Here is a 25,904-nt window from a genome sequence, read left to right as displayed (position 1 = left end):
CTATTCTTCAGCTTTCTCTTCATCATCCGAAGGACCTTTCTTATCTTTATCTTCAACCTTATCACCTGGCTTTAAAGTTTTGGACACCATATTATATGGCCCTGTAATAATCTTATCTCCTTCCTTAAGACCCGAAATAATTTCGATATTAGTATCGTCTTGTATTCCTGTTTTTACCACACGGAGTTTAGCAACACCATTTTCATTTACAAAAACGCATTCAAACTTTTCTTCTTCTTTTGATGATTTTATATCAGATTCAACTTTAGTTCCATAAGGCTTCTTAGTTGAGCTTGTATCTGTTTTTATAACTATAGCGCTGATAGGTACCGCTACAGATTTTTCTCTTTTATCAGTAATAACATCAACAGTGGCAGTCATACCTGGCCTAAATGGTGAATACGCTTCTGGTTTTCCTTCTGTTAATTCAGAATAAGACTCTTCTATAATTCTAACTTTAACTTTAAAATTAGTCACTTGGTCAGCGGCTAAAGTTCCCGCTGCGGAGTTGGCAATTTCTGTAACTATGCCTCTAAACTCTTTCTTTAAATACGCATCAACTTCAACAATAGTCGTATCGCCGATATTCACTTTTACAATATCATTCTCGTTGACATCGACTTCAACCTCCATATTGTTAAGGTTAGCGACCCTAAGGATTTCTGTACCTGCCATTTGCTGAGTACCGACAACACGCTCTCCTAACTCTACATTAAGCAAAGAGATTGTCCCGCTCATTGGTGCATAAATAGTAGTTCTGCTTAAATTATCACGAGCCTCATTTACAGATGCTCCTGCACTTTGCACACCATAATAAGCTGAGCTTTTTCCTGCTTCGGCTGTTTCATAAGCTGCAATAGCTCTATCCCAATCAGCTCTAGAAATAACCCCTTTTTCAAACAATGCTTTATTTCTATCATAATCAGCTTTGGCTTGTTTTAAAGTAGCCTCTGCTTGCTCCAAACTAGCTCTTACATTTTGATATGTTGCTTGAGAACGATTTAAAGCAGACTGAATTAAATCTGGATTCACTCTAACCAATAAGTCTCCTTTCTTTACCTGCTGACCTTCCTTAAAAGGAAGTTCTAATATCTCACCAGAAACTTCACTAGAAATCTTGACTTCTACTTCTGGTTGAATTTTTCCAGTTGCAGAAACTGTTTCTACAATTTCTTTAAGCTCTACTTCTTGGGTTGAAACTTGCTTGAAATTTCCTTTTTTTCCAAACATCCCTGTGGACTTTCCTATTACAAGAAATAATAGCAATACTCCAACAACTATTAAGACTATTTTTAATGTTTTATTCATGTCTAAAATTTTAATTCTGTGGCTGGTATTCCGAAAAACAATTCTAAAACTTTAAGTCTAAAAATGTAATCGTATTTGGCTCTGTTTAAGTTGATTTTTGAATTATCATATCTCAATTTAGCTTGGCTAAAATCGAAAGCATTGGTTAAACCCTCATCATATCTGGCTTTTGCATACTCATAAGCTAATTCTTGAGATTCTAATGCTGTCTGAGCAGCTTCATAAGCTTTTAGTGCGCCTTTAGCATCTACGTATGCTTGATAAACATTAGATTCTAAATCTAATTCTGCTTGTTCAAGTTGATATTTGCTACGCTCTAAATTAATTTTGTTACGTTTTACACTCGCTCGCGTATTAAATCCGTTAAAGATTGGAATATTAAGACTAAATCCGTAGTTAATCCCATCATTATCGTACAGCTGATCTATAAAAGGATCAGCAGATACTTCAATGGTACTCGTATTAGGAAAATCACTTACTACAGCTTGACCTGTACCTTGAACTACACCTATTTGTTGAGTAATTGTAGGGTTGTTAGGATCAACTACTTGAGTGAAGTTTGGAGAATCTGCATAACGTGTGTTATAACCAAAGAAAGCCGAGATTGTTGGTAAATATGCGCCACGAGCAATCTGAAGATCTTTATTTGCTAATTCTACATTTTGTTCTGCTATTCTAATCTCTGAACGATTTTCTTTTGCGTTCTGAATTATTTCTTCTACTGACCTATCTTCAATAGAATTTACAATGCCATAACCTTCATCTTCGATATCAAAATTTTCGTAATCTTTAACCAATAATACTTGGGCTAAACTTATCAATGCTATTTTTATTTGATTTTCAGCATTAACGATAGATTGTTGCTCGCTGGCATCCGTCGCTTTTATCTCTAATAAATCTCCTTGAGGTAATGTTCCCACCTCTACAAGTTGTTCTGTCTGCTTAATTTGTTGCTTGGTCACATCGTTTTGAGATTTTAAAACTTCAAGATTGGCTTTGTTTAATAAAACTGTTAGATAACTATTTGCTACCAGAAGTGATATATCATCTTTCATTTTTGTCAAACGATACTGACTCGCAAGTTTAGAAATTTTTGCACGTTGCGCTTGTCTATAATTTCTAAGACCATTAAACACAGTATACCCTACATTAACATTACCAGATGCTGATAAAAATGTAGTGGTTTGAGCATTGTTTGTAATAGGGTTAAAACTAAGACCTGTGTTCTCACTTACACCTGCTGATGCATTAAATGATGGTAAAAAATTACCCAAAGCTGTTAAAGCTTCAATATCTGTAGCCTCAAGATCTAATTCACTTTGTTTAATAGAAATATTATTTTCTAAGGCATGCTGAACACACTCTGAAAGTGTCCATTTTTTCTGTGCAGTTGCGGAAATTCCTAAAAACAGTGCCGCTATAATGATGATTGATTTTTTCATAATTATGTTATATGTCTTTGTAAATGTTAATGTGTTACAGAAAACAGAATTAATTTCTTCCTGCATATTCTGGTGGTCCTTGTAATTGATTCCAAACCTTTATCTTATCCGTTTCTGAAATACCGCTTTTTACTTCTACGAAAATACCATTGCTTATACCTAATTCAATAGCTTTTCTCTCAAACTCTTGGTCACCTACCTCTACTTCAACATATGGCTTTTTAGTTTCTGGGTCATATTGTACCAATGCCTCTTTTATAGCTAAAACCTTATCTGCTTTTTCTAAAATAATGGATGCGTTTGCACTTAAACCTGCTCTAATAAATGTTGTAGTTGAATCTATTTTTTTAAGTGATCCTTTAATTTCAAATTGAATGGCACCATTTTCAGCAACCCCTTTAGGCGCAATATAATCTAATACTGCGTCAAATTTTTCGTTTTCTATAGCTCCGACAGTGATTTCTAATGGTAATCCTTCTTTTATTTTACCAACTTCACTCTCATCTACTTTACCTTCAAAAATCATTTTAGTGACATCAGCTAAAGAAGCAATAGATGTCCCTTCATTAAAGTTATTAGCTTCTATAACTTGGTTTCCTTCTTTTACTGGCACATCTAAAACCATCCCAGAAACTGTAGCTCTTACCTGTGTTTGCGCAATATTTCCTAAACCAGAAGTTGTTCCAGTTTTTATAATGTCATAATTCTGTCTAGACTGTTGCAAATCTATTTTTGCCTGATCAACACGTTGCTTTGCTTGCAAATAAGTATTATTAACTTGATCAAAGTCATTTGCAGAAATTACACCTTTATCAAATAACTGCTTTTGTCTGTCGTATAGCGCCTTTTGTGTTTTAAAATTAATTTCTGCAGTCTGTAAAGAGTTTCTATTAGATGCAATATTATTTTTTGAACTTGTTAGAGAAGATACATTTGGAATGACTCTAATCTTTGCGATTAAATCGCCTTGTTTTACAAACTCTCCTGCTTCAACAAATACTTCTTCAATAACTCCAGAAATGTTAGGCTTGATTAAGACCTCTTCTTCTGGAACAATACTGCCAGTGGCAACGGTATTTACAACAATTGTTTCTTTTGAAGCAGTTTGAGTTGTATAGGTTATTGGGTTTTCTTGGTTTTTATCCCATAAGTAATACAGTGCTGCAGCAAACACTAATACGATAGTGACTAATACAATTACGGTGGTGGTTCTTTTCATGATTTATACTTAATATATTTTATTCTATTCTTAATGCGTCTACAGGTTTCATTTTTGTTGCTCTATTCGCTGGGATTAATCCTGCTAGAACTCCAGCTAAAATAAGTATGGTTAAAGCCACAAAAACGACTTGCATACTTACACTTGGGTTTGCAAAATTATCTACTGGTCCAACACTATCTAGAATGGAGTTCATTCCCCAAATTACAAAAGCCGCGAAGGCAACGCCTACCATTCCAGATAAAATAGTAAGTATTAAGCTTTCTTGTAAAATCTGGCCTTTTATTGCCCACGGTGTTGCTCCTAATGCACGTCTAACACCAATTTCTTTAGTACGCTCTTTAACAACAATAAGCATGATATTGTTAATACCTATAACTCCTGAAGCTAATATTAATATACCTACAAAATAGCCTACAATAGATAGTATATCGAACAACCCATTAATACGCCCAAATTCTTCTGATAAATCAAAATGACCTATAGCTCTTTCGTCTTCTGGATGAACTGTATGTCTTGTTCTCATTAAATTAAAAATCCGCTCCTTAACACTCGTAATCGGAAAATTGTCATGCGCAGTTAACGCAAACCAACTCACTCTATCACCGTAATTAAAAGCGAGACTAAACGTTGTAAAAGGGATAAAAATTGTATTAGCTTCTTCTTCAGAATCGCCTTGGCTATTACTCATCTTGAAGGTCCCAATAACCATAAAATTAACACCATTTATTTTTATGTGTGAGCCAATAACTTCTTCATTTTTGTCATATAGCCCAGCAACTACATCTGGCCCTATAACGCATACTTTGCGTTTAGCATTGATATCCGAGTAACTTAAAAAACGGCCCTCAAGAATATCCATTGGCTTTTGCTTAATAAACTCTGGATAATCACCATATATCTCAAAAGCACCAGTTTTTGTTCCTCTTATTACATTATTAGCACCTTGAAAACCGCCTAATTGATTTCTTGGCGAAATATATTTAAGCTCAGGAAACTCTTCTCTTAATGCAGCAACATCATCTGTTTTATATCTAAAAAATCTAGATTTTGGTAATCCTTTATACGGCTTTGAAGTCCCTCTTGTCCACATAAACATGGAGTTTGTAGCAAAGTTTCCAAAGTCTGCTGTAACACCATTCCTTAGGCCATTGGTTAAAGCTAAAAGCAACACCAAAATAGTAATACCCCAAAACACCCCAAATGCCGTCAGAAATGTTCTGACCTTGTTTGCATTTAATGCTTCTAATATTTCGTTCCAACGGTCTTTATTAAACATTTTATTCGTCTCTTAGTGCTACAATAGGTTTAATTTTTGCCGCTCGATATGCTGGTAAAAATCCTGCAAATGCTCCAGCTGCAACCAAAATAAATACTGTAGTGATAGCTGTACCAAAATCTACTTGAGGAAATTTTATAAACGGACTATCAACTTGTGGGCCTACCAATTCGAGTAAAGCCAAACCTGCTATTAACCCAAATAATCCTGAAAACATGGTTACAAAAATTGCCTCTTGGAGTATCATACCTATTATTGACGAAGGCACAGCTCCTAGTGCTTTTCTTATTCCAATTTCTTTAGTGCGTTCTTTAACAATAATAATCATAATGTTTCCAACACCAACGATACCTGCTATTATGGTACCAATACCAATAAACCAAAATACAGCTTTGATTGTGTCTATTAAGGAATAGATTTTTTGAGCCTCTTCAAGTGTATTATTGACTCTAACAGCTGCAGTATCATCTGGTGAAATGATGTGCTTTTCTTTAAGGTCATTTTCGATAGCATTGGTCACATTCTTTGAAAGTTCAACTGCCTCATCAAAATTTTCAGACATTTTTACTGTAAAAGACATGTTTCTAATATTATCTCCTCCATTAAACGCTACTCTGGCCGATGTTAACGGCAAATACACTTGACTCTCTTCTCGTTCTCCTCCTGGATCAAAATAAACGCCTACTACTTTATACGAAATACCAAATATGGATATGTATTTATTTATTGGGTTTTCATCCTTAAATAAATCCTTACTCACTTTATTACCAATTACGGCTACCTTTTTACTTTCGTTAATATCTGATTGATTGATAAATCGTCCTTTACCAATATCTGCATTTTCGATAAATTGATTATCTGGTAAAACACCTTGTACACGATAGTTTCCAGTTTCATTTTTATAAGCTATTTGCCCACCCCAAATACTATAATTTGCAGTACGATATTCTAAATAATCGTCATAAGTGTCAGTAATCAATGCAAAATCCTCATCTTTTAATTGGATAAATCGTCCAGGATTAAGCCCTTTATAACCTTTAGTTGTACGTCGTGTTCTAACAAAAATCTCGTTTGTTGCATCTTGCTGAAACTCTGTTGTTACACCATTTTCGATACCTGAACTAAAGCCTAATAGAATTACTAGAATAAAAATACCCGAAGCCACCGACAGACCCGTTAAAAAAGTACGGAGCTTATTCTTCTTTAATGTTTCGAATATTTCTTGCCAGCGCTCTACATTAAACATATTGTTGTGCTCTAACTTGTTCTACTAAACTATCGTCTATAATAATCCCATCTTTAAGATTAACAATACGCTTGGTCATTTGTGCAATATCATCTTCGTGAGTTACAACAAGAATGGTTTTTCCTTCGTCATTAATCCCTTGAATTAAGTCCATAACCTCATAAGATGTTTTACTGTCTAATGCACCTGTTGGTTCATCGGCTAACAGCACTTTTGGCTCACTTGCTAATGCTCTTGCAATAGCTACGCGTTGCTTTTGCCCACCAGACAATTCGCTTGGCAAATGGTGTGACCAATCTGCAAGCCCAACTTTTTCTAGGTAATGGTGTGCTTTTTCTACACGCTCTTTCCGCGACATACCTTTATAATACATAGGGAGAGCTACATTATCAACAGCTGTTTTATAATTTATAAGGTTAAAAGATTGAAAAATGAATCCTAAAAATTCATTTCTATACTTTGCTGCAACCTTTTCGTTTAAGTTTTTTATAGGAACGTTGTCAAGAACATAACTCCCTTCGTCAGCCTCATCCAGCATTCCTAAAATATTAAGCAATGTAGATTTTCCAGAACCTGAAGACCCCATAATTGAAACCAACTCACCTTCTTTTACGTCGAAATTTATACCCTTCAAAACATGAAGTGAATTACTACCCATATGGTAGGATTTGTGCAAGTCTTTGATTTGAATCATAGTAAGGCTGGTAAATTCTGTACAATATTAAACAAAAGCTCAAATGCTTTGTGCTAACTATTTGTTAAGAATTAACATTTTGATTAATATTTATAAGACGTCTAAATATCAATACTGTTACAGTAAATCATTAAAATTTATGCTTCGGTTTTTGTTTTGAAAAATTTCCAATAAACAATGTAGCCAATACCTGCTACTAAAACATAAGGAATAGCCATAAGATAAACTATCCCATCATTGATACCTTGAGCCGTAGATTGGTCTTCCTCACTTTCTAAAACAGCACGACACATAGCACATTGTGCTTCTGCACTTATGCTCAAAAACAAAATTAAAAAAAGAGATAATATGGCGACTTTAGTTTTCAATATTACACGTAATAAGGAGATATCATTAGGTATACAACAACGCCAGTAATAGCGACATATAACCATAACGGAAATGTAATTTTTGCAATTTTTTTATGGCGTTCTATATTATTTGTAATCGCTCTAACATAAGTAATTAACACAAATGGAATGATAACTATTGATAACAATATATGAGTCAATAAAATAAAGTAGTAGACATACTTTACAATACCTTCTCCGCCAAATTTGGTACTATCGCTCGTCATATGATATGCAACATACATTATTAAAAAAGCTGCAGATAATGATATGGCAAATTTCATTAAACTTTCATGACGTCTACGATTACCTTTTTTTATTGAAATCACAGCAAGTATAAGAACCAATGCAGTAATACCATTAATAGTAGCATAGATTGGCGGTAAAAATGACAATGGTTCTACCTCAATGCCAAAATCTTGTAGTTTCACTCTTGAAAGTACAGCAACTACAAGTGGAATTATTATTGCCAATACTATAATCCATTTGTTGTATTTTTTTTCATCTTTAATGATTTCTTTGCTCATCTTTATTCTTTTAGAAGTTTAGCTATGTCTTCTTTTAAAATACTTATCTCTTGTGGGATACCTTCATCGTCCGTGCCTTCTTCTTCGGATACAATACCATTGTAGTATATTAGCGGATTGTCGGGTGACTTTAGACGAGAACGTATATAACCTTCTTTATCTATTAGAGCAAAATTACCTGAGTGCTCAAAACCAGCAGCATCTTCACCTTTTGCTGTATATAGATAAAACCCTTCGTTTGCTAATTTGTATATTGTTTCTTCATCACCAGTCATTAAGTGCCAATTAGGATTAGTAATACCATACTTTCCTGCATAAGCTTTTAATACTTCTGGCGTATCTACTTCTGGCATAATTGTAAAAGATGCAACTCCAAAATTATTTGAGTAGTCTTCAAAGTGATTTTGAATTTGTACCAAATTATTACTCATCCTTGGGCAAATTGTAGGGCAAGTCGTAAAGAAAAATTCTACTAAGTATACTTTACCTAGATAATCCTTGTTTGTAATCGTCTTTCCGTTTTGGTCTGTAAAACTGAATGCAGGTACTTTTCGGTTTCCACCAGTTCCATCAGGAATGTATACCAAATCAGATTGATTTTTCTTTGGTGTATCTATCTGCTGAGTAGAGATAGATTTGCTTCGGCTTTCATTTCTAGTCACATCAGTATTTGTTAGCCTGTCTATAATTTTTGGAATGAAAATAATTCCGAAAACCAAAATAATAAACGCAATACCGATATATGAATAATTTGTCTTTTTTGCCATGGCTTATTTTTTTATATCATCTACTCTTCTTGTGGTAGAATTGAAATTACCTTTTCGTTTCTGACGATATTCTGTAAAGAGGATACGCATATCCTCACTCATTTTATTTTTAATTACTGATACCTCTATGCAGTTGTATGCGCTCAAAGTAGTTATTGCTTTGTTAGCTTCAATTTGTTTTTTATCTCTGGCATCTATACGTCCACGTTGATTTAAATCCTTATCAATGATAAAAACATCATCAGTTGATAAATCATTTTTAAGTGGGCTTTCGATTTTTAAACTACTGTATAAATTCTTAATCTCATGTTCTGAAGCATAAACATAATGCCAAAACCTTAAATCTTCGTATTTAGCAATCTCTTTATGTAATTCTTCAATATCTTTCTCAACGCCTTCAGGAACTACAATAACTATTTGAAACTTTTTGAAGCCTTTAAATTTGTCATAAACCAGCTCTTTTAAATTAGATGCAGTTATAGAATTATCTAAAGGTGTTTTTCCTAAAAAACCTAAAACAGTAATATGGTTCGTTAGTTCAATTTTTTTGTCTGAGGCAGAAGAAAATTGGCTAATTTCTTCAGTGTTCTCATTGACGATATCTAAAGGAATATAATTGTGTTTTGCCGGATAGAGCATCAACAAAAAAGCTACTGGTAAAAAGAATAAAATACCTAGAACAATGTTACGCTTAAGATTGTTTTTTTGCATAGTACAAAAATAAAAAAGGTGGCTTATATAAACCACCTTTTAGTATCATATTAACGCCATAAGCGATTAAAAATCTCGTTTTATTAATGCGTCTTCGGTATTGTATACTTCAAACACATAACCACCTTCTTGCAAAAGGATAAATATTAAATAACAGATTAAGAAAACTGCCGTCCAAACCACCATACGACGAAGACTTGACTTTTCATCACGCATGTGCATGAAATCCCAAGTAATATAATAGGCTTTTACTATAGTCAATACAATGAAGATTAAGTTAAGCGGCTTCATGTAAATGAAAGGTGATAATATAATATTATATAATGTTGCGAAAAAACCGCCTTCCATTGGATCTATCCATGTATGCATTAGAACGTCTGGCTTGAATATACCTAAAACAACTTCTATTGCAGTTACAATAGTTAAGAATATTAGTACACCCCAAATTTTTTGAGTGTTAGATTTAAACTTTAGTAAACCCTGAAATATTTCTAATTTATGTGCGTGTGCCATTTTTTGCTTTTGTCTTAAATTAAACTAGGTAGAAGAATGTAAATACAAATACCCAAACTAAATCTACGAAGTGCCAGTACAATCCAACTTTTTCTACCATTTCATAACTTCCTCTGCGCTCGTATGTTCCTAATATAACATTAAAGAAAATAATGATATTAATTACAACTCCTGAAAATACGTGGAAACCGTGAAAACCTGTAATAAAGAAAAAGAAATCTGCAAATAAAGATGTCCCATACTCATTGACAACTAAATTTGCACCTTTAACAACCAATTTCCCATTTTCTTTTATCTGCCTTAAAGATTCTTCTCTAGATAAAACCGTCTTTTCACCTTCATCATTAATAATCTGGTTTCTTACTAAGATATTAGAATTTGCTTCTAAACCTTTATAAATTTCTTCAACAGAGTATGGAGGCAATGTTTCTTCAGTTACAAACCATAGTCCATTTTTACGCTCATGCTCAGCCCTTTCTGATGCAATAGTAACCGCAAATTCATCTATAGAAATACGTTTAAACTTTTCTTCTCCATCTACCATCACCTTTTCACCAAACTGAAGTATGTTACCACCTTTTGTTTGTACTGCTCCATAATCACCTTGGATAAATGTTGCCCATTCCCATGCTTGAGAGCCAACAAATATTGCACCTCCGATAATGGTTAAGAACATATAAAGCGTCACTTTTGCTTTATTCATATGGTGACCTGCATCTACCGCTAATACCATTGTCACAGAAGACATGATAAGGATAAAGGTCATGAATGCTACATATATCATTGGTAACTCTTGTCCGTGTAAAAACGGAACGTGAGTAAACACCTCATCTGCAATTGGCCACTCTTTAATAAACTTAAATCTTGAAAAACCGTATGCTGCTAAAAATCCTGAGAATGTTAAGGCATCTGAAACGATGAAAAACCACATCATTAATTTTCCATAACTCGCGCCTAACGGTTTGTTTCCGCCACCCCAAGTTTTGCCTTCTGTACCAGTATTTGCTACTGTAGTATCCATATAAATTATTTAATTTTTAAGATTTGACAAAAATAATCAAATTATGTATCTAAAAAAATATAAAAACAAAAAGAGACACACCCATAAGATGTCTATAAAATGCCAGAAGTGTGCTGCTAACTCTAGTCCAAGCATATTATTTGATGTATATTTTTTATTTAGATTATTTATAATTACCACAATCAAACTGATAAGCCCTGCAATAACATGCAAAATATGCACCACAGCTATCACATAAATAAATGAAATTGTAACGTTACTTGTTGCTCCAGTAAAGTAATACCCTTCTGCTACAAATTCTGAAAAACCTTGAAACTGATTGGAAATAAAAAACACACCTAATACAAAGGTTATCAATAACCAAATTGTAGTCTGACTTACATTGTTTTGTTTCATGGCACGTTTAGCCATAATCATAGTAAAACTACTTACTATAATAACCAATACAGAAATCATAAATGCTTGAGGCAATTCAAAATCGTTAAGCCAATCTTCGCGCTTTCTACTCACAATAAATGCACTAGTGAGTCCGGCAAACGTCATTATTAGTGAGCCAATACCAAACCAAAGCATCATTTTTTTGGAGCGTGCCTCTTTTTCTTGTTGTGTTCCTTGTGTTAAATCCATATTAGCTTAAAAATTTATCAGCCACATATACAATTTGTAATAACGTAATATATGTAACACTAGACAGCATCAATTGTTTTGCCGCTTTTGGTGTTCTTAGTTTAAATAATTGCAAGGCATAATACACCATGATCATTCCTAAACCAAAAACGACAATTGCGCCTACAATAGATAATTTTAAATCTCCCGTAAAACCAAAGACAGGAATTATTGAAGCTATAATCGTCCAAACTGTATACATAATTATTTGTACAGCGGTACCTTTATCTGGTTTACCTGTCGGCAGCATAAAAAACCCTCCTTTTTTATAATCGTCATGCAAAAACCAACCTATTGCCCAAAAATGTGGGAATTGCCAAAAAAACTGAATGGCAAATAAGGTCCCTGGCTCAATACCAAAATCATTACGCGCGGCAACCCAACCTAGCATAAACGGAATTGCTCCCGGAATAGCTCCAACAAACACCGCAATTGGTGTTTTGGTTTTTAACGGCGTGTACATACATGTATAGATAAATATAGAAATGGCACCATACATGGCTGTTTTGGGATTAATAATATAAAGTGTCGCCACACCAGCCAAAGTAAATAACACAGCAATTGTAAACGCCGCATTTACAGACATTCGTCCCGCAGGGATTGGTCTGTTTTTGGTGCGGTCCATTAGGGCGTCTAAATCTTTCTCAATGATTTGGTTGTAGGCATTAGAAGCACCAACCATAAAATAGCCGCCAAAGCATAATAATAATAAGGTCGTAATCTCAACTGTATCGGCGCCTAAAAAATAACCTGCAATTGAAGAAAACACAACGCTAATGGATAATCCCATTTTGGTAATTTCCTTAAAATCCGTCCAAATAGACGCAACAGAAACTGTAGATTTTATAGTGCTCAATGCTAGATTATTTGCGACTGCAAAGATAGCTTGAAAATTGGTTTTGAACAACGTAAAACCACAGTTATTCTTTATTTGAAATCGTTTTATGTAAGAATGTGTAATTTTATACGACACATAGGCTTTAAAAACTCCTTTTTGTAATGAAAAAAATACTCACGCTCTGCTTAATATTTACAATAACAATTGGCTTTGCACAGTCCAGATTTGATAAGGTTGAAATAAAATCTGAAAAACTATCGGATAATGTCTATGTGCTTTTCGGCGCTGGTGGAAATATTGGTGTATCTGTTGGTGATGATGGTGTTTTTGTTATTGATGATCAATTTGCACCCTTGTCTGAAAAGATTTTAGCTGAAATAAAAACATTAAGCGATAAACCATTAAAGTTTTTAGTTAACACGCATTGGCACGGTGATCATAGTGGTGGTAATGCTAATATGGCAAAAGCTGGAGCGACAATTATTGCTCATGATAATGTAAAAGCAAGATTACTCAATCCAAGACGTGATGGTAGCTATAACCCTAAAGAAGCCTTACCTGTTATTACGTTTAATGACAAATTAAATATCACTATAAATAATGAACCTGTTTCGGTTTTTCATGTTGCTAATGCACACACTGATGGTGACGCTTTGCTATATTTTACAGAAAGTAATGTGTTACATACAGGTGACACTTACTTTAAAGGACGATACCCTTATATAGATTTAAAATCTGGCGGAAGTGCCAAAGGTTATATCGAAGCTGCTAAGCGTGGCTTAATGGTTATTGACGAAAATACTAAGATTATTCCTGGTCATGGTAGCGTTTCTAATAAAGAGGAATACCAAACATTCTTAAAAATGTTAGAAACTATTGAAGCTAATGTGAGTAAAGCAATTGCTGATGGTAAAACCGAAGATGAGGTTAAAGCAGATGCATCAATCACAAAACAATATGACGATTTAGGATACGGTAGTGGCTTTATTAATAGTGAGCGTATTCGTTTAACGTTTTATAAAAGTTTGAAAGGGGAATAGAATAAAAGCTTATTATTCTTTATTTTTTTCTAAAATTTTGAAACCAAATTTCATTAAAAAATAACCTACTACTGGAATTGATAAAATAAGAACAATAGCCACAATATTCTCGGTTAGGGAATTGTGTAAATTAATTGTTCTATTCCTGAATCTCATAGAACCTCCTCCTACTATTAAAAAGCATAACAATCCCAATATTACTAGAGTATATCCAACGATTTTTTTAATCATCTCTTAAAAATCATTATACCAATTGAATAAATCGGTACGGACGCCAAAACTTATCCAGGTGGTATTGGTGCGGTTGGTAATAGTAGTTTCAACTGTTGGGTCAAAATTTCGGTAGTTGATATTGGCAAATACTTTTAGGTTACTTACCGGATTAATCACATAACCCGCCATGAGTTCGCCATGAAAGACTGAGGTATTATTCCCTTGGCCAATTTCTATACCTGTATCAGAAGGTCTGTCATTTTCATCACCGAATATTGAACCGCCATAGTAGAAATTATCCGTTCCGTCTCTAAAATCAAAACCTCGCTCTCCAAAAATAAGCTTAGCATCGGCAAACCATCGTTTGTAATTATAGCGCCCAATCAATACTAATTCTCTAAAGTTTGCACCCCATAAATGGGCAAGTGGCTGATTATTATGTGCATAATTTAAAACTACGGTATTGTGCGAATAGGTATATGGACGCACTTGGTTATATTCTGCCTGAAGCAACAAACCATCAACCCCGAAAGCATTAAAATATTTAACACCTAATTGAAAGCCAAACTTATTTTTCCAGCTTTTATCACCTCCAGTAACATCAGAAATTGAAAATTCATCTATCAAAAATTGACCATAAATATTCACCTTATTATTCCATTTGTATTTTGCAGACAAGCCTAAAATAGCATTACCTGCATCCTGACCCGAATTAAACTCTGCAGCTCTTAAGAAAATAATTGGATTGAGATAACTGGCATCAAAGCCACGGTCGTTTTGATTAGACCAAACTACAGATTCAAAAAAGCCCAAATTTAATCGCTTAGAGACATTCCAACTCAAATAGTGATTAGCAACATATTTCGTTAAAAAAGACCCATCTGGAAGCACGACTTGGTCACGTACATCTTTGTTCCACATCCAAGTACTCGTATATTTTATTTTCCAAAATTTTAGATTTGTCTTTAAAAATGTTGACGGACTTGCCACATCACTTTGAAACAAGGAACGATAACCGTCTCCAATAAAATTTTTACCATGTCCAAACTGTACATTTAAAAACTCAGCTGGTGTATAGGACAAATACGCTTCTGCAACTGGATAGTCGTATGCATCATCTTTAAAGCGTTTTCCAATACCTCTACCTGGAATTATTGCTGGATCTGGGCCAAAGGCTTTTAAGCTTTCTGCGTACGCATTAAAATATTGTGCAAAACGCCCTTGACTTTCATAAAAAGACGTTGTAAAATTGAATTTCTTGCCAATTCCAGCTTGGATAAAAACACCTCGAGTATTATTAAATGTAGAACTAAACTCTGCTTCCGAATCTTTACCGACTTGCAAGTCCAAAATAGGATCTATAGTAAACCAATAATTTTTGCTTTGTACTTGTACCAAATGCTCATCCCAAAGCTTACGTCCAATCCAAGTTTCTGCATTTTTAGCTAAACCTTCTTTTTCGGCTTTGAAGTCATAATATGGCGCGACATCATTGTATAGAAATGGCTTTGCGGCTGTATGCGCATTGGTTCCTATAGCATTCATATTGGCATCAAAACGTGCATAGTATGTATGTGTAAAAGGGATGTTTAATTGGCTACTATATTCTAACTTATCATAAGGCTTTAATGAGTTATTAATGCTGTCAATCTCATTAGAAACTACAGCATTTAAATCTTCATCCTTGGCTTTTGTTCTCTTTTCTGATTCTTTATCTTTTAAGTCCATCTCTTTAGGACTTAACAGCGGAACATTAATCTTTGTAGAATACTGAACATAAGTTGGTTTACCGTCATACATAGCCGGTGTAATTTTTGGCAATGCATCAAATACACGTTGGGTTTCAGACTTTAATTCCTCATAAGCAGCATCAACAAATATGATTTTAAATTCTCCGTCTTTGTCTACTTCAAAAAGCAGTTTAACCTCTCCTTTATAATTTTCACTTGTTACATTATCCGGAATTTTGAAATTCTCAAAAATAAAGCTGTGCAATTGATATCTAAAGCATTCTTTTAAACCATCAAAAGGTCGGTCAGCACATTCTTTAAAAACTGGAGGCTTTTGATAATTAATTTCGGTTTGAGAAAAACCAATAAAACTTAATAGAAGAAAGATTAAGGAAAAGATATGTTTCATAGATGTATGACCATAATTAACCATCGAAAGATACTATTTTTTTGATGGGCTATAAAAAACAAAAACCGCTATTTTTCAATAACGGTTTACTGCTCGATTTATGATGGATGAAATTAATTTTCTACTGTGAATTTTATTGGTAAGCTATACATTACATTCACCGGAGTAACTCCCATTTTACCGGGGGTCATTTTAGGAATCTTATTCGCTATTCTTAAAGCTTCTTTCTCTAGCTTTGGGTGAGGCGCTCTAGTTTGAATCTCTGTAATATTTCCTGTTTTATCTACTTTAAAGTTTACATAAATTCTTTGTGTTCCAGAGAGCCCGTATTCTTCTGCGATATCAGTATTAAATTTTCTCTGAACCAATTTATTCATTTTTTGATTTAAACACTTTTCACGTTCAGAGTTTAAATCATACTTTTCACATCCTGGAAAAATTGGAACAAACTCTACCGTTTTAATATTAAAATCGTCTTCAGGAACTTCAACTGGAGTGTATTTATCAGGATTAAATGGCTTATCAGTTGTTGGTTTATCCTCGGGTGTAAACAACTTTGTCTCAATTGTTTTAATAGTATTATCAACCACCTTTATTTCATCGATAATTTTTTTACTTGGCAGCTTTTTTTTAGGTTCTGGCTTAGCTTTAGGCTCATAGACTTTAAATTTGTCTATAGCGTAATCAATTTCTTTAGGTCCAACATCTGCTACTACAGGCTTGTAAGCCTTACTCTCAAACTCCATTTCAAAAAGGGCAAATGTACCTAATAAGCATAGGATTAACCCTATTTGAAAATACAGTGTGGAGTTTTTTTGTAAATTAACCTCGTGCTTTTGAGATTTTCTCACTTCAATACCGCTCTGACCAGCGTTATTGTTGTTTTGACTTTGTTTTTTCATAATATATGATTATTAAAATGTTAATATTATGTCAAAGTCACAATAAGCATACCAAAACAAAAATCCCGTCCAATTAATTTTGAACGGGATTTTTAATATATGGAATATTGTTTTGCTTAGTCCTGAACTTGGAAAAGTATCGGTAATGAGTAAGGCACTGTTACAGCTTTACCTCTTTGCTTACCTGGCTGCATTTTTGGTAATAAACCGATAACACGTTTAGCTTCTTTTTCTAATCCTGGATGTGGTGCTCTTGCACCTACATTTACAATTCGTCCAGTCTTGTCAATTTTAAAGAACACACTAATACGCTGCCTTCCTGATAATCCTAAATCTCCAGCTAAGTCAGTATTAAATTTCTTATTTACAAACTTTGCTACTTTTTCTGACATACATTTTTTCTTAGCTGCATTTCCTTTTTTCCTCTCGCAACCTGGGAAAATTGGCACATTTTCAATTACCGCAAATGGCACTTCTATGTCTTCTTCTACTTCTTCTACTTCTACTTCTTCTACCTCTACAATCTCAGCATCTTGCTCAGTCTCAGTAGATTCAATTACAGTTTCCTCAACTTCTTCCTCATCTTCCACTACCTCAATCTCTACCGGTGCAACAGGTGGCGGTGGTGGTGGTGGTGGTGGCGTAACAATCTGTTCTGTGATTGGCACTTCTTCTTCTAATTCGTCATCTAGATTTAAACCATCTAGTGCAATATCACTCTTGTCGTATGTCTTATAATTAATCGCTAGATTAGTTACAAGCAACATTAATACTAAACCAACAGCAAAGAAAAGTGAGCTGTTACGACTTACGTCTGATTTTGGATTCTTTTTAGGTTCCATAATTTTCTTATTATAAGATGCTAATTTAATTAATAAATCATTAAAAAAGCAAAGGATATTGCTATTTTAACTTAAGATTTTTATAATAAAGCACAACAATCGTACCAACTACCACTCCAACACAATTGGCTAATAGGTCTAGATTATCGTAATTACGAAGTGGATTAACAACTTCTTGCACTAGTTCTAAGACTACTCCAAAAATTAATGTCGCTATAAAACTAATTCGTAATCCTTTTTTGTTATCACCTGTAAAAGAATACAAGCCCCAAAGTATTGCTAAAATAACATAAGCAATAAAGTGAAAGATTTTATCTTGAAATTTTATGCTGGTTTCTGGTAAAACTTCATTAGGATTCCCTAATGTAAAATACAACAGAATAAGGGTATAAACTACCGCAAGTACAAGGTAGAATTTGGAGTTTTTAAGCACCAATAAGCACTTTGTAATCATCAGCAGACATTAAGCCTTCTAATTGACTATCGTCAGAAAATTTGAGCTTAATCATCCAACCTGCACCATAAGGATCGGTATTTACTAATTCCGGCTCATCTTCAAGTGTTTCGTTAAATTCAACAATTTCTCCACTTAAAGGCAAAAATAAATCCGAGACCGTTTTAACAGCTTCAACTGTTCCAAAAACCTCTTCGATGTCTAGGGTTTCATCTAAAGTTTCTACCTCTACATAAACGATATCTCCTAACTCTCCTTGAGCAAAATCTGTAATACCAACTGTAGCTGTATCACCTTCTATCTTTACCCACTCGTGGTCTTTTGTATATTTTAAATCCGCTGGAATATTCATGATAATTTATTTTATTAGCTCAACAAATGTAATTTTTTAAAAGACGATTTTCAAAATTAATTTCCGAAATTATATCGCAACGTAAATCCAGACCTGATTGAGGTTTGTGGGAATGATGTTGAAATTGCAAAATCAGAGAACGAGTAATCAAAGAAAAAGATTCCTGTAAGATTTCTGTTTAAATCGTATTGTGCATTAAACTTAATACCCCAAATGGTTTGCCCTGCAGTAATTTGATTATTTTCCAAATCTAGATACCTAATTATTGTAAGATTATCCCTGACATTAGCATCTAAGGTTAAATTAAGATCACTATTAACATTACCGCCTCTATTGCCACCTAATTTTTTAAACAGCCTTACATTTTTGATTCTGTAACCTAGTCCTAATGTATATTCTTTACTTTGCTCTTCAGTCATTAAGTTGTTGTCAAAACTCAATAATAATAAACGACTTGTTCTAACTTCTGCTGTAACCTGCAGTGAGTTTTTCATTGTAGCTTCTACACGTATTAATGGACTAAAAGATTCTTCCAAATTAATACTACTAAATAGAGTTTCGTTTTTAAAATTGTTTCCTTGATCTAATTCTGTTGGATTTAATGGATCAAAATCTAGGTTAGTTCTAAATTGATTGATACTATATGTAGAACGGTATCCGTGTTGCAAAGAAAAACGTTTAAAGTTTTTTCTAAACCAAGGCAATTTCATTAATCCAGTATACTTAAGCTGCCAATTAGGAATAGGCACATCTCTAAACGCACCTAAGCTTATTTTATTTGGATTAGAACCATGATACGCAGATAAGAATGCTGGCAATAATACCTTTTGGTTGTTTTTACCAAAACCTACAGGAAAGCCTTCTGCATCCCTAGGAAATGTTGTATTACCATAAAAATTAGTAGCTAGTCTATCTGCAATAATTAATCTATTAGCTCTAAAATCATCGAAAGCAGCAGAAGCATTTTCATCACTTTTAGAAAATGCTGTACCTATTAAAGATGTCGAAATATTAAAGTTACCAAAAGAGTTGTTTATTAATTCTTCATAAGCGTCACTAAACCCATCATTATCACTGTCTAAACCTCTAAAATTTTGTGCTGTGTTTTCTTGAAAGTTTCTACTACCGATCAAATCTATTTTTAAATCACGCATTGGCTCTAAATTAGCCGTGAAATCTAAACGTCTATCTACATTTTCTGTGTACTGTTGATTAAACTCTGGGAAGATGGTTAACAAACCATTTCTTGCAACAGTTTCTCTTATATCTCTTTGGCTACCAAATGTAAAACCAACAGTAGGTTGTAATGTCCCTATAAACCCAGGCGTATCTAAGTATCCAGGTAAAAATGTTCCACTATTCTCAACATAGTTAATATTAACACGCTTAACCATAGTGACTATATCTAATAGTGTATTGCCTATTTGTTTACCTACACTTTTCTTTTTTGCTGGTGCATTATTTGTAGAATTATTTCTATTACCTCCAGAGGTTCTTCCTGAGGTATTACGTCTAGAATTTGACGCTTTTTTAATTCCTAACTCTTTATACAACGACTCCATATTAAGTGTTGTATTTAAGGTGTGAGCACTATTATTCTGAATAGTATTACCCAGATTAAACGTACCTATAACATTATTATTAGCGTCAGTTTGCTCGAAATTAAGATTTAAATCTGAGCCTTTTTGCCATCTAAAATCACTGTTGTATGTATAGGTAGATTGTAAGAAACTTAAAATAGGTATCTTATTTAAAGGGAGTTCATAATTCACTAAAAGCTGTTGATTTTGAATATTAGGGTCACCTACATCAAAGAAGCCATCCCAAACATCTAACTCAGGATCTTGACGTCCGTTTAGACGATTATCAATAAAATAGTTACGCACAATATTATTATTACTGGCTGTGAAATTTAAGCTCAATGCATCTGTTAAGTTATAATTGATTGCGTATTGCATATCAAAAGTATAATTGCGTCTAAAGACTTCTTCAATCCCTATATTATTACCTACAAGTGCAACTTCTCTAAATTTCTGACTATTAAAATCTCTATTGATATCTGTATTAATCGAAAAGCTTGTTGGTAATAGGTTAACATTAAAATCTTTTAGAATTTTCCAATACCTACCTGTGAATAATGAATCATTCTTTTTGAAAGGCTCTATTTTCTTCGGCTGAAAACTGTATGCATAATTAACTCCCGCTCTTATATTTTGTTGAAGCGATTGCTCTATCTCAAAATCTCTGTGTTGAACTTTGTTGTTAGAATAATTGAACGTAAAGTTTTCTATATCATAGAATCGTTGAGGCTTATCAGTCGTTCTTTGCTTTTTAACACCAATAAAATTTATACTTGTACGCTTAGTGTAATTTTCTGATTGACGTTCTATTTGTCGAGCTTCTTCAGCAGATTGTGCAGCATTAACACGAGATTCTAAAGTTAAATCATTATAAAATGCATCAAACTGTGGTCTAATTAATTCTTCACCTTGAGAATAATTTAAAGGCAAATTAATTCCCCATTTTTTTGGTAACAACTGCCCCAACTGTACATTAGTTACAACATCATAACCTATAACATCTTCTCTACTTCTCTCGTTAGGATTTTGCTCTAAACCTCCAAATCCAATTGTACTTCGTTGCCCTGAAGCACTAATATTAGCAAAATCTGCAAAGTTGGTATCCATAGACATTACTGCTGCCCAACCTCCTTCGTTTTCTAGGTCGGACATTCTTAACTCATTAAACCAAACTTCTCCACAAACTGGCGTTCTATTTTTACCAGAATGTTTCAAACCTACCATAAGCACTCTGATGTTACCAAAATTTGGATTTCCTTTTATAGCTACACGTTGGTTTTTAATACCATCATCAAGACCTGTACCCGGAAATTCTGGCACTGGATTTTCACCTAAAACACCATCAATAACATCATAAAATGTTGGGTCTTCATTGGCTAGAGTTTGATTTGAAATCCCTCTAGATTTTATTTCTTGTAAAAACTCTAAAGGAATATTAATCTCATTATCTTCTGGCCAAATACGACGCTCTAAAGATGTGCTTCCGCTTTGTATTAAATCACTATTAATTAATGGGATTTCGACTTGATAAAAATTATCCGTAAAATCATTACCCATTCTTATAAACGCCACCAATTCTCCATCATCTAATGGCTGAGCTTCTTGAGATTGCGCATGCAAAAACATTCTCATTTTTTTATACTGACGCATATCTAAACTGATGTTTTTAAATACACCTCTTGAATCATTTAGCTCTAAATCACAAGCTTCAAGAACCAAAGATTGCTCATTTTGTCGGATAACATTATTGTTGTTATTTAACTCTTCACGTCTTACACCTGGCGGAATCACATAGTTTCCATCATTTTCTTGAATACCAATAATAGCCACATTAAATTCTGCATCGGCACTATTATTATTAGGATTATTATCTAAATCTTGAGTAAATCGTCTCCAATCACTACGCACTAAGTCTAGAGTTGCAAAACGCATCACTGTATTTTCGGTAAAATCAGTCATGTATAAACGTGCGAAACGAACAGACCTAATATCTGTAATGCCACCTATGGCTCTGGTAGGCTCAGAAATTGGCATTCTAAATTGATACCAAGTAACATCTCTAGTATTTCCGTTTGGTAATGTTACTGGTGCAACTTTAATATCATTTATTTGAGGATTATTTGCATTTAGAGTCGCAGGAGTAATATCTACCTCGTATTCAAAATAACTATCAATAGTATTCATTGTGTTATCTCTGTTGACATCTTCAACATCTGGCTGTGTTGTATTTCCTCTATTAGTCTGTGAAAACGTATCAGGCGTATTACCTTCAAAACCATTGTATTGTCTATAACGCTCAAAGATATCACCATCTGTATTTAAGAAGTAAGTGTAGTTATCTAGAGATGGATCTGGTCCAAAATCAAGAGATAATCCGGTTTGTTGCTCTAAGAAGTCTACAATATCTTGCTCTTCAATATCGTCATAACCATCGTAACCAACATCTTGGTTAATACGTTGTTGCCCTGTTGTCCCAAAGGTGTAAATCAATGATTGATTTTGAGGCACAGCATAAGGTGTTTGCAAGTTAATATTTTGCAAAAAATCTATATTTCCATCTTCTGGCAAGCCATTTTCGAATTGCTTTTTACCATCTTTTAAAACATCTTCAGAAATATTACCAAGGTTGATGGTTAATTTACCACCAGGATTTGTTGGGTTATCCAAAAATGGATCTTGTACCCAGAACTCAATATATTCGACATTAGCTTGCTCAAAGTCGGTAGAAGTTATCTGTCGTGTAATACCTGCCCAACTATCATTTGGGTTTAATGCTTGTCCATTAGCAGCTGAAGGGTCAAAATTATAAGGGCCTCGTTCTGTTGGATAGTACGCTAAGTCTAGTGTATTTATAATAGCCAGTTGTCCTTGTACTAAATCAATTTCTGGAAAGATCTCTCTGATAAACACACGTCTTGTGTATAAATCGGAAACATCATCATCTGTAATTTCACTTGGTCTTTGAGGCCCATAAAATATTGGGTCAATTGTATACCAATTTAAAAAGGCCCGGTCAAAACCATTTTGTATGCCTGGGTCATCCTCACCACCTTGGGCATAAATTCTTCCCAATTGTCTAGGTCTACTAGATAGCGTCCAAGACAAAGGCGATAATAAATCTATATTACCCTGCGTCCCTTCGAAGTCATCAATATACGCTGTAGCTTCTCCTCCAAAATCTGTTCCTTTAGGTGCACCAGGAGCGAGATAAGCAAATTCTCCTCTAACAGAAAAATTAGAAGGGACATCTGTATCTATATTAGGCAATTTATTTACCAATCTAGTAAAGAAAGGCACCTCAGTCGCGAAATTACCATTAACACCAAAGATAGTATTGTTTATTGGCTCAGAATCAAAATTAGCTTTCTGAGTGATTGGACGCTCATTTAAATTTAGAAGCGTAGCTCCTAATAAAAAGTTTTCATTAAACTGATGTTCGATATTAATACCTGTAAAACGTCTTGTTTGCTGACCAAAAAGTGCATTGTTCTCAACATCAACATTTATTGGTGTATTTGATGCTTTTAAAGCTTCATCTAAAATCTCAACACGTCCTGCAGCATAGTTTACAACATAATCTACTCCTTCAACTAATAATTGCCCATTAGCAGTAACCCTAACAGAACCTCTAGCTGCATTAAACGGAATTGGTATCCCACCACTACCGCTACTTTTAAAACGCCCTTTTATCTGAAACTTGTTCTTTTCGGACTCTTCTAAAGCCTGTGTTTTAGTAGTTTTGTATAGTAAATCGTAGACGTATTTTTCTTGATTGGCATTTGGATATATGTCATCATCATAATCTCCAGGATTTAATGGGTCGTCTAATACATTAAAAAGGTAATTACCAAAAGGTTGCACTTTGGTAAATATAATTTTACCATTTTGAACTAACACCGTTTGTCCAGGCACAAAATCAAAGAAACCGTCACCACCTTCTTGCGGATCGTTATTAAAATTTAAGCGATCTACATGAAATAACCGTATTAACGGTGTCTCTTCAATCTCTGTATCATCAGAAGTTGTAGAAGTGTTATTATCATAAAGTTGTGGGAATGGCACTTGAACACCATTAACTTCAGCTGGAGTGATATAATTTAACGGCGATGCTTCGGTATAAAAAATATTCAATCTAAAGTCTTCTTGAGTTAATTGAAAAGCACCAGTGTCATAGATGTTTTTCATCATTAAGTCCCAAATTGGTTCTTCAACAGCAGTCACAGCACTCTTTAACATTTTAAGCACTAAACTCTGATTGTTTACAATCTGGTTATTATTGCCTGGATTAACCGCAACATCTGTAGCATCTACACCATCATTAGCAAATTCTCCTACTTGAAATACTTGACCTCCAACTGTATACTGAAAAGCTACTGCTAAGACTTCATCATTTAATAATCTCTGATTTAGTGAAATATAACCTAACTGAGTATTTAAAGTGTAATCTTGTCCTTGGTTAAGTTTACGCGCGCTCTCTAAAATACCATAGTCAAAACCTTCATTTACTTGTACACCTATACCACTTTGAACATTAGTAATATCTCTTACATTATCGTTAAGTTGAGAACCTGGACCACCAATATTAGTAGGGTCAAAGTCGTTATTGCCATTATCTGGAAAACTAGTTGTTGGTACATTCACAAAACCTGGAGGTATTACATCAAGACCTATACGTTCTGCTTCTCCTAAATCCTGAAACGCAACGACATTACGCACATTTTGTGTTTGATTATTTCTGTTTGTGACCCAAACCTCTATTCTTGTAATCTGTATATTATTATTAATGTACGGATAGGTATTCATAGCCCTATCATAATCTTGCTCAAAATATTGCGCCAAGAAAAAGTGACGATTTTCATCATAATCACGAGCAAAAAATTCGAATTCTTCAAGCGTACCACCACCTTGAGATGTTACTGAACGAGATTCTGATTGTTGTTCAGAGAACACAGCTGTTACAGTTGTCTTACCAAATTGTAATTGTGTTTTCACACCAAATAAACTTTGCGCTCCAGTAATTAAAGAGCTATTAAGCGGCATGTTTACATTACCTATTTCAATTTTTTGGATGATATCATCTTCTGTGGGTGTGTATTCTAATTTGACTAAATTCTGAAAATCAAATGTACGTTCTGTATCATACTGAGCATTTACTTGAAGACGTGTACCAACAGTACCCGTTAAACTCATACTAATACGTTGATCAAAATCAAAGGTAAAATTACTTCTATTACGAGGTGTAAATGTTGGGTTGTCTTGTTGTGAGAATAAAATCCCTAAATCTACATCAACAGAACCTTGAGGTATTACAGATATGGTGTTACCTCCAAAAATACTTTCGAAAAAATCTGAATTGACATAAAAGTCTGGTAGTAAGTTTTTCTGAGCGTCATCAGTTCCTTCTTTCTGTCCTGAGGTTGCATCTATCTTTTCTTTATAATAGGCATTTAACTTTTCTCTCTGCACTAATTTTTGAAATTGCGCAGGTGTTAAAATTAATGGGTAATTGATGTTAAATTTTCCAATTTTTTCGTTATAGATGTATCTATCTAATATTGGGTCGTATGTATATAATGTTTGTATACTTCCTACTTTAGGTAACTTAATATCTCCGTATGCAAATGTTGTCTTAGTTGAGTCTTGAGTTGTTGGAGTTGTCTGAGCTAAAACAGTACTAAAACACAATATGCCTATTATAGATAGGCACCATTTTAATTTGACTAAAAAGAAGGAATTATTAGTATTGGTTGTATTCAAAAGAA

Annotated in this window: 21 protein-coding genes; 1 reads left to right on the top strand and 20 read right to left on the bottom strand. The window is 33.9% G+C overall.

Annotation, left to right across the window (positions count from 1 at the left end; genetic code table 11):
• The 14 genes from IEV10_RS04470 to cyoE all read right to left on the bottom strand — a co-directional run bounded on the left by IEV10_RS04470 (position 1) and on the right by cyoE (position 12,638).
• Positions 1 to 1,308 carry an efflux RND transporter periplasmic adaptor subunit gene (locus IEV10_RS04470; RefSeq protein WP_188373490.1) on the bottom strand — a complete coding sequence of 436 codons (1,308 nt, stop codon included), beginning with the start codon at positions 1,306 to 1,308 and terminating at the stop codon, positions 1 to 3.
• A 2-nt stretch (positions 1,309 to 1,310) separates the two neighbouring features.
• Entirely contained in the window at positions 1,311 to 2,750 is a 1,440-nt protein-coding gene (locus IEV10_RS04465) for a TolC family protein (protein ID WP_188373489.1), read from the bottom strand.
• Between the two features lie 49 nt (positions 2,751 to 2,799).
• Positions 2,800 to 3,969, bottom strand: a complete 1,170-nt coding sequence (locus IEV10_RS04460) for an efflux RND transporter periplasmic adaptor subunit (RefSeq protein WP_188373488.1) — start codon at positions 3,967 to 3,969, stop codon at positions 2,800 to 2,802.
• A gap of 19 nt (positions 3,970 to 3,988) precedes the next feature.
• Positions 3,989 to 5,248 carry an ABC transporter permease gene (locus IEV10_RS04455; RefSeq protein WP_188373487.1) on the bottom strand — a complete coding sequence of 420 codons (1,260 nt, stop codon included), beginning with the start codon at positions 5,246 to 5,248 and terminating at the stop codon, positions 3,989 to 3,991.
• 1 nt (position 5,249) lies between these two features.
• Positions 5,250 to 6,494: an ABC transporter permease gene (locus IEV10_RS04450; RefSeq protein ID WP_188373486.1), complete on the bottom strand. Its 1,245-nt coding sequence runs from the start codon at positions 6,492 to 6,494 to the stop codon at positions 5,250 to 5,252.
• Positions 6,487 to 7,188: an ABC transporter ATP-binding protein gene (locus tag IEV10_RS04445; protein WP_188373485.1), complete on the bottom strand. Its 702-nt coding sequence runs from the start codon at positions 7,186 to 7,188 to the stop codon at positions 6,487 to 6,489. Before IEV10_RS04445 ends, IEV10_RS04450 begins: the two co-directional genes overlap by 8 nt.
• A 137-nt stretch (positions 7,189 to 7,325) precedes the next feature.
• Positions 7,326 to 7,556, bottom strand: a complete 231-nt coding sequence (locus IEV10_RS04440; protein ID WP_188373484.1) for a CAMCR motif-containing small membrane protein — start codon at positions 7,554 to 7,556, stop codon at positions 7,326 to 7,328.
• 2 nt (positions 7,557 to 7,558) lie between these two features.
• Entirely contained in the window at positions 7,559 to 8,104 is a 546-nt protein-coding gene (locus tag IEV10_RS04435; protein ID WP_188373483.1) for a DUF420 domain-containing protein, read from the bottom strand.
• Between the two features lie 2 nt (positions 8,105 to 8,106).
• Entirely contained in the window at positions 8,107 to 8,871 is a 765-nt protein-coding gene (locus IEV10_RS04430; protein ID WP_188373482.1) for an SCO family protein, read from the bottom strand.
• Between the two features lie 3 nt (positions 8,872 to 8,874).
• Positions 8,875 to 9,582: a hypothetical protein gene (locus tag IEV10_RS04425; RefSeq protein WP_188373481.1), complete on the bottom strand. Its 708-nt coding sequence runs from the start codon at positions 9,580 to 9,582 to the stop codon at positions 8,875 to 8,877.
• A 66-nt stretch (positions 9,583 to 9,648) separates the two neighbouring features.
• Positions 9,649 to 10,095: a cytochrome C oxidase subunit IV family protein gene (locus IEV10_RS04420; protein ID WP_188373480.1), complete on the bottom strand. Its 447-nt coding sequence runs from the start codon at positions 10,093 to 10,095 to the stop codon at positions 9,649 to 9,651.
• 19 nt (positions 10,096 to 10,114) lie between these two features.
• On the bottom strand, positions 10,115 to 11,116 hold the full coding sequence (locus IEV10_RS04415; protein WP_188373479.1) for a cytochrome c oxidase subunit 3: 1,002 nt from the start codon (positions 11,114 to 11,116) through the stop codon (positions 10,115 to 10,117).
• A 36-nt stretch (positions 11,117 to 11,152) separates the two neighbouring features.
• Positions 11,153 to 11,743 carry a cytochrome c oxidase subunit 3 gene (locus IEV10_RS04410; RefSeq protein WP_188373478.1) on the bottom strand — a complete coding sequence of 197 codons (591 nt, stop codon included), beginning with the start codon at positions 11,741 to 11,743 and terminating at the stop codon, positions 11,153 to 11,155.
• A 1-nt stretch (position 11,744) separates the two neighbouring features.
• Complete coding sequence (gene cyoE / locus IEV10_RS04405; RefSeq protein ID WP_188373477.1) at positions 11,745 to 12,638, bottom strand: heme o synthase; 894 nt, start codon at positions 12,636 to 12,638, stop codon at positions 11,745 to 11,747.
• A 143-nt stretch (positions 12,639 to 12,781) separates the two neighbouring features.
• On the opposite strand from cyoE, the gene IEV10_RS04400 reads away from it, so the two are divergent.
• Positions 12,782 to 13,660: an MBL fold metallo-hydrolase gene (locus IEV10_RS04400; RefSeq protein WP_188373476.1), complete on the top strand. Its 879-nt coding sequence runs from the start codon at positions 12,782 to 12,784 to the stop codon at positions 13,658 to 13,660.
• Positions 13,661 to 13,894: 234 nt separating this feature from the next.
• Here IEV10_RS04400 and remB read toward each other — a convergent pair whose 3' ends face one another.
• The 6 genes from remB to sov form a co-directional block, all read right to left on the bottom strand.
• The gene (remB, locus tag IEV10_RS04395) at positions 13,895 to 16,012 is read right to left on the bottom strand and encodes a gliding motility outer membrane protein RemB (protein ID WP_188373475.1); all 2,118 of its coding nucleotides are present in this window, start codon (positions 16,010 to 16,012) and stop codon (positions 13,895 to 13,897) included.
• A gap of 113 nt (positions 16,013 to 16,125) precedes the next feature.
• Positions 16,126 to 16,914, bottom strand: a complete 789-nt coding sequence (locus IEV10_RS04390) for an energy transducer TonB (RefSeq protein ID WP_188373474.1) — start codon at positions 16,912 to 16,914, stop codon at positions 16,126 to 16,128.
• 116 nt (positions 16,915 to 17,030) lie between these two features.
• Positions 17,031 to 17,756 carry an energy transducer TonB gene (locus tag IEV10_RS04385; RefSeq protein WP_188373473.1) on the bottom strand — a complete coding sequence of 242 codons (726 nt, stop codon included), beginning with the start codon at positions 17,754 to 17,756 and terminating at the stop codon, positions 17,031 to 17,033.
• Positions 17,757 to 17,817: 61 nt separating this feature from the next.
• Positions 17,818 to 18,210, bottom strand: coding sequence for a VanZ family protein (locus IEV10_RS04380; protein ID WP_188373472.1), 393 nt, complete (start codon positions 18,208 to 18,210; stop codon positions 17,818 to 17,820).
• The gene (gene gcvH, locus IEV10_RS04375) at positions 18,182 to 18,562 is read right to left on the bottom strand and encodes a glycine cleavage system protein GcvH (RefSeq protein WP_188373471.1); all 381 of its coding nucleotides are present in this window, start codon (positions 18,560 to 18,562) and stop codon (positions 18,182 to 18,184) included. The genes IEV10_RS04380 and gcvH overlap by 29 nt, the downstream gene beginning before the upstream one ends.
• Positions 18,563 to 18,618: 56 nt before the next feature.
• The gene (sov, locus tag IEV10_RS04370; RefSeq protein ID WP_188373470.1) at positions 18,619 to 25,899 is read right to left on the bottom strand and encodes a T9SS outer membrane translocon Sov/SprA; all 7,281 of its coding nucleotides are present in this window, start codon (positions 25,897 to 25,899) and stop codon (positions 18,619 to 18,621) included.
• Between the last annotated feature and the right edge of the window lie 5 nt (positions 25,900 to 25,904).

Origin of the sequence: Winogradskyella haliclonae (assembly GCF_014635865.1) — a bacterium.
Taxonomy (GTDB): domain Bacteria; phylum Bacteroidota; class Bacteroidia; order Flavobacteriales; family Flavobacteriaceae; genus Winogradskyella; species Winogradskyella haliclonae.
The sequence above is the reverse complement of the archived record's forward strand: the minus strand, read 5'-3'. Positions and strand labels throughout refer to the sequence as shown.

Excerpts from the sequence above, each read along its gene's own strand:
- IEV10_RS04420 (WP_188373480.1), bottom strand. The coding sequence starts at position 10,095 with ATGGCACACGCACATAAATTAGAAATATTTCAGGGTTTACTAAAGTTT.
- IEV10_RS04435 (WP_188373483.1), bottom strand. The coding sequence starts at position 8,104 with ATGAGCAAAGAAATCATTAAAGATGAAAAAAAATACAACAAATGGATT.
- IEV10_RS04470 (WP_188373490.1), bottom strand. The coding sequence starts at position 1,308 with ATGAATAAAACATTAAAAATAGTCTTAATAGTTGTTGGAGTATTGCTA.
- IEV10_RS04455 (WP_188373487.1), bottom strand. The coding sequence starts at position 5,248 with ATGTTTAATAAAGACCGTTGGAACGAAATATTAGAAGCATTAAATGCA.
- IEV10_RS04445 (WP_188373485.1), bottom strand. The coding sequence starts at position 7,188 with ATGATTCAAATCAAAGACTTGCACAAATCCTACCATATGGGTAGTAAT.
- IEV10_RS04460 (WP_188373488.1), bottom strand. The coding sequence starts at position 3,969 with ATGAAAAGAACCACCACCGTAATTGTATTAGTCACTATCGTATTAGTG.
- IEV10_RS04385 (WP_188373473.1), bottom strand. The coding sequence starts at position 17,756 with ATGGAACCTAAAAAGAATCCAAAATCAGACGTAAGTCGTAACAGCTCA.
- IEV10_RS04430 (WP_188373482.1), bottom strand. The coding sequence starts at position 8,871 with ATGGCAAAAAAGACAAATTATTCATATATCGGTATTGCGTTTATTATT.
- IEV10_RS04400 (WP_188373476.1), top strand. The coding sequence starts at position 12,782 with ATGAAAAAAATACTCACGCTCTGCTTAATATTTACAATAACAATTGGC.
- IEV10_RS04415 (WP_188373479.1), bottom strand. The coding sequence starts at position 11,116 with ATGGATACTACAGTAGCAAATACTGGTACAGAAGGCAAAACTTGGGGT.
- IEV10_RS04410 (WP_188373478.1), bottom strand. The coding sequence starts at position 11,743 with ATGGATTTAACACAAGGAACACAACAAGAAAAAGAGGCACGCTCCAAA.
- IEV10_RS04425 (WP_188373481.1), bottom strand. The coding sequence starts at position 9,582 with ATGCAAAAAAACAATCTTAAGCGTAACATTGTTCTAGGTATTTTATTC.
- gcvH (WP_188373471.1), bottom strand. The coding sequence starts at position 18,562 with ATGAATATTCCAGCGGATTTAAAATATACAAAAGACCACGAGTGGGTA.
- IEV10_RS04390 (WP_188373474.1), bottom strand. The coding sequence starts at position 16,914 with ATGAAAAAACAAAGTCAAAACAACAATAACGCTGGTCAGAGCGGTATT.
- remB (WP_188373475.1), bottom strand. The coding sequence starts at position 16,012 with ATGAAACATATCTTTTCCTTAATCTTTCTTCTATTAAGTTTTATTGGT.
- IEV10_RS04380 (WP_188373472.1), bottom strand. The coding sequence starts at position 18,210 with ATGATTACAAAGTGCTTATTGGTGCTTAAAAACTCCAAATTCTACCTT.
- IEV10_RS04465 (WP_188373489.1), bottom strand. The coding sequence starts at position 2,750 with ATGAAAAAATCAATCATCATTATAGCGGCACTGTTTTTAGGAATTTCC.
- IEV10_RS04450 (WP_188373486.1), bottom strand. The coding sequence starts at position 6,494 with ATGTTTAATGTAGAGCGCTGGCAAGAAATATTCGAAACATTAAAGAAG.